The 15,115-nt window shown below is 53.1% G+C and carries 16 protein-coding genes; 10 read left to right on the forward strand and 6 right to left on the reverse strand.

Translation table 11 applies throughout. The features are described 5' to 3' along the window. Positions 1-121: 121 nt before the first annotated feature. The 5 genes from DDY07_RS24150 to DDY07_RS14605 form a co-directional block, all read right to left on the reverse strand. Positions 122-643, reverse strand: a complete 522-nt coding sequence (locus tag DDY07_RS24150; protein WP_171696393.1) for a GNAT family N-acetyltransferase — start codon at positions 641-643, stop codon at positions 122-124. Positions 644-803: 160 nt separating this feature from the next. Continuing rightward, a complete protein-coding gene (locus tag DDY07_RS14590) occupies positions 804-1,490 on the reverse strand; it encodes a DUF5677 domain-containing protein (RefSeq protein WP_216614758.1) in 687 nt (228 codons plus the stop codon). A 319-nt stretch (positions 1,491-1,809) separates the two neighbouring features. Next, positions 1,810-3,627 carry an ABC transporter ATP-binding protein gene (locus tag DDY07_RS14595; protein WP_171696394.1) on the reverse strand — a complete coding sequence of 606 codons (1,818 nt, stop codon included), beginning with the start codon at positions 3,625-3,627 and terminating at the stop codon, positions 1,810-1,812. Positions 3,628-3,718: 91 nt separating this feature from the next. After that, positions 3,719-4,477, reverse strand: a complete 759-nt coding sequence (locus tag DDY07_RS14600) for a YdcF family protein (RefSeq protein WP_171696395.1) — start codon at positions 4,475-4,477, stop codon at positions 3,719-3,721. Positions 4,478-4,585: 108 nt separating this feature from the next. After that, entirely contained in the window at positions 4,586-5,599 is a 1,014-nt protein-coding gene (locus DDY07_RS14605; RefSeq protein ID WP_033157089.1) for a tryptophan--tRNA ligase, read from the reverse strand. A 249-nt stretch (positions 5,600-5,848) separates the two neighbouring features. On the opposite strand from DDY07_RS14605, the gene DDY07_RS14610 reads away from it, so the two are divergent. From DDY07_RS14610 to DDY07_RS14620, 3 genes are read left to right on the forward strand one after another with little or no spacing between them, the layout of a single operon-like run. Beyond that, on the forward strand, positions 5,849-6,148 hold the full coding sequence (locus DDY07_RS14610) for a PilZ domain-containing protein (RefSeq protein ID WP_033157090.1): 300 nt from the start codon (positions 5,849-5,851) through the stop codon (positions 6,146-6,148). A 36-nt stretch (positions 6,149-6,184) separates the two neighbouring features. Next, entirely contained in the window at positions 6,185-6,589 is a 405-nt protein-coding gene (locus DDY07_RS14615; RefSeq protein WP_033157091.1) for a 6-carboxytetrahydropterin synthase, read from the forward strand. Positions 6,590-6,591: 2 nt separating this feature from the next. Beyond that, a complete protein-coding gene (locus DDY07_RS14620; RefSeq protein WP_171696396.1) occupies positions 6,592-7,056 on the forward strand; it encodes a DUF1249 domain-containing protein in 465 nt (154 codons plus the stop codon). Here DDY07_RS14620 and recQ read toward each other — a convergent pair. Continuing rightward, entirely contained in the window at positions 7,025-9,157 is a 2,133-nt protein-coding gene (recQ, locus tag DDY07_RS14625) for a DNA helicase RecQ (protein ID WP_171696397.1), read from the reverse strand. The two genes, DDY07_RS14620 and recQ, sit on opposite strands and share 32 nt — an antisense overlap. Before the next feature lie 241 nt (positions 9,158-9,398). Here recQ and gshA point away from each other — a divergent pair, with 241 nt between their 5' ends. From gshA to fae, 7 genes are all read left to right on the forward strand, one after another. Continuing rightward, entirely contained in the window at positions 9,399-10,985 is a 1,587-nt protein-coding gene (gene gshA, locus DDY07_RS14630; RefSeq protein ID WP_171696398.1) for a glutamate--cysteine ligase, read from the forward strand. A 4-nt stretch (positions 10,986-10,989) separates the two neighbouring features. Then, positions 10,990-11,712: a phosphoadenylyl-sulfate reductase gene (locus DDY07_RS14635; RefSeq protein WP_171696399.1), complete on the forward strand. Its 723-nt coding sequence runs from the start codon at positions 10,990-10,992 to the stop codon at positions 11,710-11,712. Between the two features lie 3 nt (positions 11,713-11,715). Further along, positions 11,716-12,246, forward strand: a complete 531-nt coding sequence (locus tag DDY07_RS14640) for a hypothetical protein (protein WP_171696400.1) — start codon at positions 11,716-11,718, stop codon at positions 12,244-12,246. Between the two features lie 378 nt (positions 12,247-12,624). After that, the gene (locus tag DDY07_RS14645) at positions 12,625-12,864 is read left to right on the forward strand and encodes a hypothetical protein (RefSeq protein ID WP_171696401.1); all 240 of its coding nucleotides are present in this window, start codon (positions 12,625-12,627) and stop codon (positions 12,862-12,864) included. Positions 12,865-13,041: 177 nt separating this feature from the next. Next, positions 13,042-13,728, forward strand: a complete 687-nt coding sequence (locus DDY07_RS14650; RefSeq protein WP_171696402.1) for a DUF4336 domain-containing protein — start codon at positions 13,042-13,044, stop codon at positions 13,726-13,728. Positions 13,729-13,856: 128 nt separating this feature from the next. Continuing rightward, positions 13,857-14,513 (forward strand): pyridoxamine 5'-phosphate oxidase family protein, encoded by a 657-nt coding sequence (locus DDY07_RS14655; protein ID WP_171696403.1) that lies wholly within the window; start codon positions 13,857-13,859, stop codon positions 14,511-14,513. 48 nt (positions 14,514-14,561) lie between these two features. Beyond that, complete coding sequence (gene fae, locus DDY07_RS14660) at positions 14,562-15,110, forward strand: formaldehyde-activating enzyme (RefSeq protein ID WP_020484951.1); 549 nt, start codon at positions 14,562-14,564, stop codon at positions 15,108-15,110. Positions 15,111-15,115: the final 5 nt, after the last annotated feature.

Below are 15,115 nucleotides of genomic sequence, written 5' to 3' on the forward strand. Positions count from 1 at the left end.
GCCAAACTCTTGTTCGCAATTGGGAGGAAATAACCTTCGAAACCTGGATTTCATTGAGGCTACTTGTTTTAGATAGCAGCCTGGACGGTTACTTTACTGTCACATCCATTTCGAAGTGATCTTAGAGTATCTTTGAGTAAAGAACTTCGTGCAATGGATGTCCCGTCAACGCCGACGATGTGCGCTCTTTATCGGTGAGTGTAAAACCACAACCCGCATACGCAGCTTCGGCTGGGGAATTGCCTTTGATGCACCACAGCTCGATGCCGGCAAAACCTAAATTGAATGATTCCGCCACTGAATGATCAACGAGTTTTCTCCCTAATCCTTGGCGCCAATGGGCAGGCGACACATTGAGCGCCCAAAGTTCAACAGTCAGTTCCTGTGTCGGATAACGAGGTGCGCCGATAATTGAAAAGCCAACCGTATTGCCTTCGTCCTCGGCGACGAACACCATGAACTCTCTTGTTGGATTAGTTAACCGTTCTGTTAGTGCGCCCAGGTTTGCGTAAGGATCTAATGACGCCAAGAAGTCCGGCGGCATGAATGGCTGGTAAGCAGCGCGCCAAGCCGCCACACGAATTTGACCAATGGCTTTTGCATCGGCCGGAATAGCAAGACGTATCGATATGTGCGGAATCACGGATAAGGTTTTTGTTGTTTGTTAGATTAGCTTTTCGTAGCGATGAGCCATTGTAGCCTCGATGCAGCGTCAGCGGAATCGAGGGCGTCGGCTTACCGACCACCAAACACATATTGGCAATTGCAGGATATTGGCCTTCGAAACCTCGATTCCATCGAGGCTACTTGCTATTGAGCCCCAAAACATCACGTATGGATTCATTGTCTGGCCCGCTCCGATGCAAAAGCCACCAAACGCAGGCCTGCCCAATTGCTCGGCTGATAGCACCAATGCTTTGGAGATGCATTTCGCATAGAGAGATTGGATCTGAGGCTTCCGTAGACACGTCATGATGGCCATGCGTCTCTAGTGACATGAACCGATAGAAGACTGTGTACAAATCCGAAACCTCAGCTTCCCTGGCTAACTCTTTTACGCTCCTCCGTTTGGGAATGTTTTTCATTTGCTCGGTTTCTAGAAACTCTGCGGTAGCGTCTTCTCCTGTATGCCTGTTCTTGATTTTTGCCGTTCCGGCCTTCAGGTTGATCTTGAGCGCTTTGGCGAGTTCTGCAGTTGCCGAGCTCTGATGTTCTTGAGCATTTTCAATCGAACGGATAGCCCACAGGACTGTGATCAGTTGCTCAAGTAGACAGCGCCCCATAATGCCTAAGCAAGCAGCATTATGGGTAGCACCCAATGCAGCCGCTCCGCGCACTAGTTCTGCTGTGCGGCTTAGTTGCTGGCGGGCAATTTCATCCCTCAGGTCCAATTGCCCCGCAGCATCAATTTCAGATGCAGCAATGAGTCGCGCAACATGCTCATTCAAGAAGCTAATCAATTCGTCCAGTGCTGTTGTGGCAGTTGTCATGATGTATGAACGTGATCCCTAACGTAGCCTATGACATCAGTTGTCAAATAAACGGGCGCATGTATCGTATAACTCTTACTGTTTGCGCTCAAATGATTGATTTTTTAGTGTGAGTGGAAATTTAACATTCCAAGTGGCGGTGAAAAATACGACCCCCATAAACTTAGAGAAAACTATACCATCCCTGACACTTGGCTTCTAGGCGCTAAAGCCTTGTAGGTTGGGCACGCCTTCTGTGCCCACGCGGAACTAACCTCACACCGATGAAACGGTGGACAGAACAGCATAGCCCACCCTTTTGATTTCCAATTTCAATCAACTAAACCACCTCATCCGGCAAAAACCCGCCAGCCTGCATGGTCCATAGTCGATAGTAAAAGCCCTGCTTATCCAGCAATTCCTGATGACTGCCATCCTCGACAATCCGGCCTTGATCGAACACTAACACCCTATCCAAATGCGCGATGGTAGAGAGACGGTGGGCGATGGCGATGACGGTTTTGCGGCCCATGACCCGCTCCAGGTTTTCCTGGATGGTTTTTTCGGTGACCGAGTCCAGGCTGGAGGTGGCTTCGTCCAGGATCAGGATGGGGGCGTCTTTCAGCATCACCCGGGCGATGGCGATGCGCTGGCGCTGGCCGCCGGACAGTTTCACACCGCGCTCGCCGACCAGCGACTCGTAGCCTTCCGGCATCGCCTCTATGAACTCCTCGGCGTGCGCCAGTTTGGCGGCGAAGCTGATCTGCGCGTCGTCGGCATCCAGTTTGCCGTAACCGATATTTTCCTTCAGGCTACGGTGGAACAGACTGGGATCTTGCGGTATCAGGCTGATTTGCGCATGCAGGGAATCCTGGGTCGCCAATAAAATATCCTGGCCGTCGACCAGAATCTGACCGGCTTGCGCCTCGAAGTTGCGCAGGATCAAGTTCACAAAGGTGGATTTGCCGGAACCGGAGAAGCCAACCAAGCCCACCCGCTGCCCCGGCTCGATCACCACATTCAGACGGTCGAACACTTGTCGCCCCGGTTCGTAGCTGAAGCACACATCCTTAAACTCGATCCGGCCCTGGCTGATTTGCAGGGGTTTGGCGTCCGGTACGTCGATGATTTCGTGGCTTTGGATGATGGTATCCACGCCGTTAGCAACGTTGCCGACATACTCGAAAAACTCCAGAAAGCGCCGGCTCAAATTGCGGGCGTCGCCGATCACCAAAATCGCTAAGCCGGTACTCATCGCAAACGCACCGACGCTGATTTCCCCGGCCTGCCACAGTTGCAAGGCGTAGCCGATAGTGCCAATTTTTAATATGGCCGCTGCGGTAAATTGAAACCAGCGTACCCGCTCCATATACCAAAAGGTGCGGCGGGCGCTTTTTAATTCGGTAGCCAAAAACCCGTCGAGATACTCACGTTCGTGCGGCAAGCGGGCAAACAGCTTGGCATTGAGAATATTAGTGACCGCATCGACGATCTTGCCATTGACCATGCTGCGGGTCGCGGCAAAATCCTGCGCGTAGGGTTGGCAGCGAGTCGCCAGCCAATAGGAGATCAACACGTACATCAACACCCAGGACGCCACGAACAAGCCCAAGCCCTGATGCACGCCCAGCAATAGCGTCACCGACACTGAAAAGGTCACGGCTATCGGCCAAAAATCGCAGATGATGGACCAAGTGGTGTGATTGACGCTCATCGCCGTTTCGCTGATGCGATGCGCCAGCGCGCCGGCGAAATGATTACCAAAATAGCGCGGCGCGTGGTTTTGCAGATAAGCAAACAAAGACCGCGCCGTGCCTTGCCGCAAGCGCGGACCCATGATGATCAGCACCGCGCCGCTACTACGGCTGAAAATGATTTCAGCCAGATTCAGGCCGGCGAGCAATAGCAAGGGTTGCTTGAAAGTCTCCAGCCAATCAACAACCGGCACGGGCTGACTAGCAACCGCGTCCATCAGCGCCTTAACCGCGTACGGCACCAAAATGCTGCCGGCGGCTTGGCCGGTTTCCAGTATCAGCATCAACAGCAACAGCCAGCGGAACGGCTTTAAGCAAAACAGGATGAAACGCCAGGGGTTGGCGGGTAATGGCGGTGCGTCCGCGGCGCGGCGGAGACCTTCCTTGGTGGAGGATTTGGGCATGACGGCATCAGGTAAGAAAGCGGACGGCCATTATAGCCAATAGCCCGGCGGCCGCGTCGTTGCGGAACGGGCCAAGTGAAGCGGAGTTATATCAGTAACGAATTCGATACCACCACATACCAACCATCTCGTGGGCCAGCAAGAAGCTGTTGGACCATGCGGTCGGCGACGGCAACCAATCCGGCCAGCGGGATTTGCCTGCATGGCCGATAAAGGCCGTCGGCGCCGGCAATACCTCAAAACCGGCTTTGCGAAACTCCAAGGCAGCGCGCGGCATGTGGTAGGCCTGGGTGACCAGGACAATCTTATTAATACCTAACTCATTCAACAGCTCGCGACTGAAACGGGCATTTTCGGCAGTATTGCTGCTGCGCGGCTCCCGCCAGGCCACTGGAGTTTTAAACTCGCTCTCCAAGGTTTGCGCCATCAAATCCGCTTCGGGAATTTCATCCGGCTCCAGCATACCGCCCCCGGAAGCCAAAATCGGCAAACCCAGCTCCCCGGCCAACTTGGCAGCATAGCGCACACGCAGCAAGGTTCTGACATGTAAAGTAACCTGCCCAGGATATTCCGGCGCTGACGTTTCGATGCCGCCTCCTATCACCACCAAGACCTGCGGTTTAAATTGCTGCACGGCTTCGGTAGAAAGAGGCGGAACCCTTTCCCAGAGCATGGCCCAGTGCTTAACCACAATCGGCAAACTCAATAACCACAACAGTGCCAGACAGACTATCGCCATGTTCTTTCCCCATTTACGCTTGCGCAAAAGCAAGCCAACCAGCGCCAGCATCGCCAAAGAGGTTGGCGGCAACAACAGCAGCTTGATAACGTAGATAGCGATGATGGACATGGGACACGATCATCCTTGAGCAAGTATTAGTCAATATGGCTATAGACAAACCACATTGGGAGTGAACTAGAGACGCAAGGTTTTTGCGTCTCTAAAGGCTTAGCGCGGTTATATCGCCAATCTGGAAATCCCCACCGCTTCCCGCAAGGTATTGATAAACGGCCGGGTGATGGCACGGGCTTTCTCGGCGCCTTCCTGCAATTGCTGCTCGATATGCTCCGGCGCTTCCATTAAGGCTTCGTAACGCTCGCGAGCCGGGGCGATTTCATCGTTGATTTTCTCGAACAACACCTGCTTCATCTCGCCCCAGCCTATGCCTTCGGCGTAGCGTTGGCGGATCGCTTCGACTTCGTGGTGATTGGCAAAGGCCTGATAGATACCAAACAAGGTGCAACCTTCCGTATCCTTGGGTTCGCCCGGTTCCAGCGAGTTGGTTTTGATCTTGTTGATCAGTTTCCGCAGTTTCTTTTCCGGCTCGAACAACGGGATGGTGTTGTTGTAGCTTTTGCTCATCTTGCGGCCATCCAGGCCTAGCAAGGTAGCGGCGTTGTCGTCCAGCACCGCTTCCGGCAAGACAAAATGTTCACCGTAAATATGGTTAAAGCGGCTGGCGATGTCGCGGGCCATTTCGATATGCTGGATTTGATCCTTGCCCACCGGCACCTTGTTGGCGTTGAACATCAAAATATCGGCGGCCATCAGGATGGGGTAACTGAACAAGCCCATCGTGATGCCTTTGTCCGGATCGTTGCCTTCGGTTTCTTCGTTTTCGGCGACGGCGGCTTTATAAGCATGGGCGCGATTCATCAAGCCCTTGGCGGTCACGCAAGTCAGCATCCAGGTCAGTTCCAGAATTTCCGGCACATCGGACTGGCGGTAAAACACCGCGTTGGAGGTATCCAATCCCAGCGCCAGCCAGGTCGCGGCGATTTCCAGGCTGGATTGCTTGACCCTGGCAGGCTCGTTGCATTTGATCAGCGCATGGTAGTCGGCCAGAAAATAAAACGGTCTGACCTGCTCGTCTTTGCTGGCATTGATCGCCGGCCGGATCGCCCCGGCGTAATTGCCAAGATGCGGCGTGCCGGTGGTGGTGATACCGGTAAGGACAATGGATTTACTCATGCTGCTGCCTGCGCTGTCTGTAATGAAAAAGTGGCGGAATTTTACACAAATAGCCTGGGATAGTCAGGCAATAAAACCGCCGAACCTGGCAATTGCCTGGATGCCAACTGCGTCACAGCCCGCCCAAAAAATCCGCTGATTCGGGCGATATGAGCCACTATTTCCTAACCAGAGCCACGGATTTTTATAGTAAACTCCCTGCGACTGATTTTTTACCCAACCACTGCCAATCCGAATCGGGGGAAGCCAATGCTGAATCATGATGAAAAACGCGATTACATCCGTATGGATGTGGACTGTGACATTACCTATAAGCTGGCCGATTCCAGCGAGGTCAGTACCGGTAAATGCACAACGCTGAGCGGCGCCGGCGTATCGTTTATTGCCAACCGGCCGTTCGATGTCGGTTTAGCCATGGAAGTCAGCATCATGCCGAAAACCCAAATCACCCCACCGATGACGGCCTTCATCGAAGTGGTGCGTAGCGTCAAACAAGGCGACGGCAGCTTTGAAATAGCCGCATCAATCAAAAGCATTAAAGGCAATTAAGGACAACACCCGCTCCTGACAAGGACGTAGCACGCTATGTATATCATCACCAAAGAAGTTTATTTTTGCTACGGCCACCGCCTGATGAACCATCCGGGCAAGTGCCGCAACTTGCACGGCCACAGCGTCAAAGCCAGCATCTCCATCAAACAAAACAGCCTAAACGACCAAGGCATGGTCTGCGATTTTTCCGACGTGAAAGACTGCGTGGATGGCTTTATCAATAAAGTGCTGGATCACAACTTTTTACTGCATAAAGACGACCCTATCATCCCGGCCCTGGTCGCCAACCACGAACAGTTTTTGGCAATCGACGAACATCCCACCGCCGAAGTACTGAGTAAGATGATTTACCAGCACGTCAAACAACAAGGCTTTAATGTCGATCAAGTGGTGTTGTGGGAAACCGCCAGCGCCAATGCTTGCTATCGGGAAGACTAAGCATGAGCTTGGTGCAACCGGTCAACACCGCACTCTGCCTGGAAAAGATCTGCGAATCCAATTATCAGAAGTTGTTCAGGCTGATTCCGAATCTGCGCTCTTTTGATAAAACCGCCGTCGGCCTGACTCAAAACAAACCGGCGCTGTATCTGCGAGTGCTGGAGCGTAACCCCTACACCTTGACGATAGAACTTAGCCATTGCTTCGACCAACAACTGTCAGAGCACATCGTGCCGGCGGTGAAAATTCGGATTTATCTGGATGCGCAATTGGCGGAAGTGCTGCGCGACATTGACCGGCCGACAGTCGATAAGGTTTACCAAGATCCCGGCAGTCTAGTGGAAATCAGAAACTACAAATGGCGCTTAAACTATTTCCTGCAAAAGTGGCTGGATCATTGCCTTAAGACTGATTACCGCTTCACGCACGACAAACTCAACCAAGCTGCTGCTGTAAAGCCGCTCTGACACAACGCAACACGCCGTAACTGTAAGCGCCGCCCAGTTGCTCGTAGACCGGCTTCAAGGCATTGCGTTGTTCTTCCGGCAAGCTTAACAACACCGCTTCGATTTCACTGACTTCCGCCGGCGACAAGCTCAACACATCGCCCAGCGCCACCAGCCCCAGTTCCAGACTTTTGGCCATGTGATTGTAAATCGTGTCCTCGCTCAGGCCACGCTGTTTCGCCACTTGCTCGACGCTATAGCCCAATCTGAATAAATCCAGACTTTCCGCAACCGTGTCGGTGGCTGACACCGGCGGCTCGTCGTCGAATTGGGCTAACACCGCCAAAAACTCATCGCCGTATAGCTCCAGCTTGCGCTGGCCGATGCCGGACAACATGCTCAGTTGCTGATGATCGCGCGGCCGGGCATCGACCATCGCCATCAAAGTCGCATCGTGAAAAATCACATAGGGCGGCACGTCCTGCTCGTCGGCCAATTCTTTGCGTTTGGCTCGCAAAGCATTCCACAAGGCGCTGTCCGCCGCGCCACCCGGTTGGCGTTTTTCGGGTTTTTCGCGGCGGGTCTTGGCGATCTGCGCATCCTTGCGCAACATCAAAGTTTGCTCACCCCGCAACACCGGCCGGCAGGCGTCGGTCAATTTCAAACTACCGTGACCTTCGAAATCGATTTCCACCAAAGACTTGGCGACCAATTGCCGAAACACCGAGCGCCATTGTTTTTCGTCCAGCGCTTTACCGATCCCGAAGGTGGACTGCTTGTCATGGCCGAACTGGCGCATCCGGTCGTCGCTTTTGCCCAGCAACACATCAATCAAATAGGTCACGCCAAAACGCTGGCCGGTGCGATAGATGCACGACAAGGCTTGCTGCGCGGCAACGCTGCCATCCCAGGTTTCCACCGGCTCCAGGCAAGTATCGCAATTGCCGCAGCCCTGCTCCAGAACGTCACCAAAGTAGCCAAGCAGCGCCTGCCGCCGGCAACTGACCATTTCGCACAAGGCCAGCATCGCATCCAGTTTGTGCAATTCAATCCGCTTGTGCGCCTCGTCGGCATTGGATGAACCGAGCATTTGCCTTAGCGTCAATACGTCCTGCAAGCCGTAAGCCATCCAGGCGTTGGCCGGCAGGCCGTCGCGGCCGGCCCGGCCCGTCTCTTGATAATAGGCTTCCACGCTTTTCGGCAAGTCCAGATGCGCCACGAAGCGCACGTTAGGCTTGTCTATGCCCATGCCAAAAGCAATGGTGGCGACGATGATCAAACCGTCTTCCATCAAAAACTGATGTTGATTCTTCTGCCGCTCTCTATGCTCCATGCCGGCATGATACGGCAGGGCTTTCAAGCCCTTACCGTTCAGCCACTCGGCGGTTTCCTCGACTTTTTTACGCGACAAGCAATAAACGATGCCGGTGTCGCCGGGGTGTTCGCTGCGGATAAAGGTCAATAATTGCTGACGGGCATTGTCTTTTTGAATGATCCGATAGCGAATATTCGGCCGGTCGAAACCGCTGACGAACACCTGAGCCTGTTCCAGCGCCAGCCGGGTAATGATTTCCTGGCGGGTACGCTCGTCCGCTGTGGCGGTTAAAGCGATGCGCGGTACTTGCGGAAACTGTTCGTGCAACACCGACAACAACAAATAATCGGCGCGAAAATCGTGGCCCCATTGCGATACGCAATGCGCCTCGTCGATGGCAAACAAAGCGATCTTGCAGCGGGCGAACAAGGCCTGGGTTCTGGCGTTGGATAAGCGCTCAGGGGCAATGTACAGCAAATCCAACTCGCCGTTCTGCAACTTCTGTTCGATCTCGCGCACCTGCTCCAGCGCCAGCGTCGAATTTAAATAGGCCGCTCGCACGCCCACTTGATGCAAGGCGCTGACCTGATCTTGCATCAGCGCAATCAGCGGCGAAATGACGATGCCGACGCCGTCCATCACCAGGGCCGGAATCTGATAGCACAAGGACTTGCCGCCGCCGGTCGGCATCAATACCAACACATCCCGGCCGCCGATCAATTGTTCGATAATCTGTTGCTGCTGGCCGCGAAAACTGTCGTAGCCGAACACGCTACGCAGGGTTTGCAGGGCGGGGTTATTGGTCATAAATCATTACTTGCTAAATCTAAACCGGCAAAAAAGTTGTCGAGGTATTAGACCATAGATCAGGCCATCATCCGCAACCGCCCGATCCATGCGAAATCCGCTACGGCCTTCTACGCCTTGAAATAGTCACGCACATCCCCAATCTCCTTGATTCACTTTACAGCACGCCGATTTCAACAATTCAAAATCCACCCTATATAATGCCGCGCTTAACCAAGCCGCGGAAGGCGCCTAATTTTCTATGCTCATTACTTACTGCCGTTTACCCGACCGTCTTAAATATCTGATCGATAACGATCAACAATACCTGTTAAAGCAAGGCCTGAAAGGCATCGAGAAAGAAAGCCTGCGCATCACCGAGCATGGCGAGATAGCGCAAACGCCTCACCCCACGGCGCTGGGTTCGGCATTGACCCACCCTTACATCACCACCGATTATTCGGAAGCGCTACTGGAATTTATCACCCCGCCGTTTGCCGACATCCGCCAAACCCTTGATTACATGCACCAGCTCCACCAGTTTGTCTATCCGCATCTAGGCGAGGAAATGCTGCTGGCCACCAGCATGCCCTGCGGTATCGACGGCGACTTGAGCATACCCATCGCCGAATATGGCACGTCCAACATTGGCAAGATGAAGCACGTTTACCGTAAAGGTTTGTGGCACCGTTACGGCCGCACCATGCAAGCCATCGCCGGCATCCATTTCAATTATTCGGTGCCGGAAGCGTTGTGGCCGGCGCTGTACCAGCAAAGCGGCTGCACGGTAGGCCTGGAAGACTTTATCTCCAACGCTTATTTCGGTTTGATCCGTAACTTCCACCGCCAAGGCTGGTTGATTTTGTATCTGTTCGGCGCCTCGCCGGCGATTTGCAAAACTTTTTTCAAAAGCCGCCCGCAATTGATGGAGCAATTCAAGGAGTTTGACGAGCACACCGTGTTCCACCCCTATGCGACCTCGCTGCGCATGAGCGACATCGGTTACAAGAGTAAGAACCAGGCGGGTTTGAAGATCGATTACAACTCGCTGGACGGCTACGTGGACAGCCTGAGCGCAGCCATCAACACCCCTTATCCAGACTACGAAGCCATTGGCGTGAAAGTGGACGGCGAGTATCAACAGCTGAACGCCAACATCCTGCAAATCGAAAACGAGTTTTACAGCACCATGCGCCCCAAACAAATCGCCAAATCTGGCGAAAAACCGACGCTGGCCCTTAAACGGCGCGGCGTGCTGTATGTAGAAATGCGCTCGCTGGATTTGAATCTGCTGAATCCTATCGGCATAGACGAGAGTACCGCCCGCTTTATCGAGGCCTTCTTACTGTATTGTTTATTGCAGGACAGCCCCCCGCAAGGCCCGGACGAATTCCAGGTTAACAACAGCAACCAATTGCTAGTCGCCAATCAAGGCCGGCGCCCCGGTTTGCAGTTAAATCGAGGCGGCGACACCGTCACCTTACAGCAATGGGCGCACAGCATCTTGTATGCCATGCAACCGATCTGCGCGGTGCTGGACAGAGGCAGTTTGGATCGCCCGTATCAATTGGCTTTGCAACACCAGTTGGCGGTCGTGGACAACCCGGCCTTGACCCCGTCTGCCCGCATCCTGGCTTGCATGCGCGAAAACGGCCAGGAGTTTGGCTGCTTCGCCAGCAACACCTCGGCCTTGCATAAACATTATTTCAACGCCGAACCGCTGGACGATGAAACGCAACGGCAGTTCGAAGACATGGCTGCCGCATCGTTACAAAAACAAGCCGACATCGAAGCCAACGACAAGTTGGACTTTGACGAGTATTTATCCCGTTACTTTGCCCAGAGCTAAATCCATGACTGAATTCGACTTAATCACCGCCCAAACCGAGTTGCAAGGCAAAAATCCGCGCACCATCTTAAAAGCCGCGCTAGCCCATTTCGATAACATTGCCATCTCCTTCAGTGGTGCGGAAGACGTGGTGCTGATCGACATGGCCTTGCAAATCAGAAAAGACATTCAAGTATTCTCGCTGGACACCGGCCGCCTGCATCCGGAAACCTACCGCTTTATCGAACAAGTGCGTAAGCATTACGGGATTAGCATCGAGATTTTGAGCCCTGATCGAGAACAGTTGGACGCCTTTGTCAAAGAAAAAGGCCTGTTCAGTTTCTACGAAGACGGTCACCAACAATGCTGCGGCATCCGCAAGGTTGAGCCTTTAAAACGCAAGCTGGCGACGCTGGACGCCTGGATCACCGGCCAACGCAAAGACCAAAGCCTGGACACCCGCGGCGACATCCCGGAAGTGCAACTGGACGCCGGCTTCTCCGGCTCCGGCAAGCATTTAGTCAAATTCAACCCGCTACTGAACTGGTCATCCGCGCAAGTTTGGGATTACATTGAAGCCTATCAGGTGCCGTTTAATGAACTACACCAGCACGGCTATATCAGCATCGGCTGCGAGCCGTGCACCCGGCCGGTGCTGCCGAACCAGCACGAGCGCGCCGGGCGTTGGTGGTGGGAGGATGCGGCCAAGAAGGAATGTGGGTTGCATGGGGGGAATGTTAAGAAGTAGGTCATGGAAATACAACTCTCCCCTCAGGAACGGATGGACGCTGCGTTCGAAAACTACCTCGCGTTGACTGCTATTTTGAATGAAGATCTACTGGCCTTAGGTAATAGCGAATCTGACGCTCAGCATTGGCGCCGCAACTACATTCGCGTCAGTGCATCGCTCATTGAGGGCTACGCACATTGTCTTCGCGAAATGTGCTCAATTAGTTTCGAATGCATTGCACCTGACATCAGTCAAAAAGAAGAGAAAGTCATTCGCTCTGAGCGTATCTTCGATGCAAATGATCGAATAAGACTCACTCTTCGCGCAGCATACAAACTCTTTGAATTGCAGTCCACGCCAAACTTTGGCGGACCTGAATGGCCTCGCGCTCAACGCATACTTGAAAAGCGACATCTTCTTATGCATCCGAAGAGCCCCTCTGACCTCAATATTCCAGACGATATATGGGAAGAACTCCGTGAGGACGTTACTTGGTTAATCGAACGGTTTTTTAACTTTATGTCTGCGTTAGAAGAAAAACACGGTGGCTGAACCACCACTTAAAACTATCTTGAACCCGATAGTTTTGCGAGAGAATAGTTTCGTAGAGTGGGCACGGCTTTTTGTGCCCACGCAGAGGATTGGGATTTGTGTCGCTATCGCGACGGATATTTTAATGTCGGTTCTCGGACCGACAACCGAGATACTTTCTTTTGCTCCGCCAAAAGAAAGTATCCAAAGAAAAGGCGGCCCGGATGCCGCTTATCCCCTGCGTTCCTCGCTTTCGCCGGGGGTTGCCGAAAGGGGCTTCCTGCCCCTTTCGGCAACGCGATGCATCCCTGCATCGCCCCTTCGGGCTGCCCCCGGCGAAAGCTCCGGTACTCGGCGCGGCATACGGGAGAAAACCCTGCACGATTTCGGAGTTAAAACATGTCAAAGATCGCCACAGAAGTCTACGAACTGCTTAAAAATGCTGGCGTCAGCGAGTGTAAAGCAATCAAAGCTGTGGAAGCCATCCAACAGCACAGCCAGGAAAATCGTCTTCATTTTGTACAGAAACAGATGCTGAAATATCAAATGTACATGGAACAGGAGTTTAAGACGCTCAAGTGGACAATCGGGGTTAATTTGGTATTCACCGTGGTCATGCTTTTGAAGCTACTTTCTTGAATAGACTAACTTAACTTTAATTTATCGTTCATACGCTCTGCGTCATCCAACTGTAAAACCAGCTGGGTGGGCACGGTTTTTGTGCCCACGCGGACTTAATCTTCTTGTCCATTCAAGGCTTTGACACCGTACTTTTCGTCTTTTAGCATATCCAGTTTTACTTAGCCCCAAGACCAAGTGCTCCTAAAAACTCTCGTTTCCGGCCAAATCTGGTATGCACAGCAAGCCATTAAATTCGGTCCGTTAAATCTAAGCACCAGAGCCACTTTCATCAAACTGCGGGACGGCTTGGTTTGGGTACATTCGCCGATCGAACCGTCGGCCCAACTGGTCGCTGAAATTGCCGAAATCGGCCCGGTGCGTTATGTGCTTGCACCGAACAAGAGCCACCACCTGTTTTTTACGCCATTCATAAAGGCGTTCCCGAATGCCGAAGGCTATATCGCGCCAGGGTTAGCAGAAAAGCGGCCGGACCTCAGCGCTTACCCGGTGCTGCCACCATTGGAAAAGCCGGCCTGGACGACCGAGTTAATCCCCGTATTTGTGGAAGGCCTGCCCATCATTAACGAGACGGCTTGGTTTCACAGCGCAACCGGTACTTTGATTCTTACCGACCTGCTATTTTGCTTCGGCGCTGAACACTTCGGATTGGCGCGCGTGGTAGCGAGGCTGCTCGGCGTCTACGATCAACTGGCAATGTCGCGAACCATGAAACTGCTGGTTAAAGATAAAGCTGCTTTGGCACGCACGGTGGATGCGCTGCTGGCACTGGATGTTGAGCGGATTGTGCTGGCTCACGACCGAATCATCGAAAACGACGCCAAGCGCCAATTAAGCGCGGCGTTCAACTGGCTGAGAAAATAAGGCGTTTTTTATCGTTCCCACGCTCCTCTTAGCAATCCAACCCGGCGTTCTGTTTCATGCAACCGTAAAACCTGACTAGCCAGCATTCCTGTTAGAATCGCCGCACACCCCATCAAGGAGCATCGCCCATGAGCGACTTTTACAGCCCGCAGCACCGCCAATTGCAATCTCAACACGACACCGTCAAGCTCGCGGACCGTCTGGAACAAATGATCGTGGAACAGCAAATTGGTGAGCAGCATCAACCATTTATCGAGAGCCGGGATTTTTTCTTTCTGACGACTATCGACCAACGCGGTTATCCGACTTGCTCTTACAAGGGCGGCAATCCCGGCTTGGTGAAAGTGGTTAATCCACGAGAACTGGCCTTCCCCAGTTACGACGGCAACGGCATGTTTTTGTCGATGGGCAATATCACCGGCAACTCGAAAATCGGCATGTTGTTCATCGATTTTGAAACACCGCATCGAATTCGGGTACATGGCGATGCCCGCATTGAAGCCAACGATCCGTTGCTGACCGAATATCCGGGCGCGGAGTTGATCGTGCGGGTGGCGATTAGCGAGATATTCATCAACTGTCCGCGTTATATCCACCGCATGAGCCGGCTTGCCAGCTCGAAATACGTGCCGCAAGCCCATCAAGACACGCCGTTACCGCAATGGAAGCGTATTGATGCGGTGCAGGATGTGTTGCCGGCTGGCGATAGTCACGTTGCCGCAAGTTTGGGCGGGATCATTACGCCGGAAGAATATGGGGCGATGGTGTTCAGCGGTGACGCTTAGCCCCCTCCCAGGAAAATTACTAACCTCAACATACATTTGGAGACCCACATGAGCGAAAGAATCATTATGCGCACCGGCGAAGCCTTGGTAGCGGGCGGCCCGGCCGGTACGGCGGCAGAACCGGAAATCATCATCGGCGAACTGGACGGACCGGTCGGCACCGCGATTGCCACTTTAACCGGCGATCAAGTGCAAGGCCACACCCGAGTATTCGCGATTTTAAATACCGATATTCAGGTGCGCCCGGTCACGCTGATGGTCAGCAAGGTGACAGTTAAAAATAGCCGTTACACCAATATTTTGATGGGCACCGTGCAGGCGGCGATTGCCAATGGCGTATTGGATGCGGTGCGCGCGGGTGATATTCCCAAAGAAAAAGCCAACGATCTGGGCATTATTTGCTCGGTGTGGCTGAACCCCAGCGTGATTAAGGACGATAATTTGGATCATCAAATTTTGTTCAACATCCACCGCGAGGCCATGGCCAAAGCTATTCATAAAGCCATGACCAACACGCCGGACATTGATTGGTTGCTGGAAAATCAGGAAAAAATCACCCACAAGTATTTTCAGATGGGATTGGACGGCAAGATTTAATTATC

It is taken from the genome of Methylomonas sp. ZR1, assembly GCF_013141865.1.
In the GTDB taxonomy this organism is placed as follows: domain Bacteria; phylum Pseudomonadota; class Gammaproteobacteria; order Methylococcales; family Methylomonadaceae; genus Methylomonas.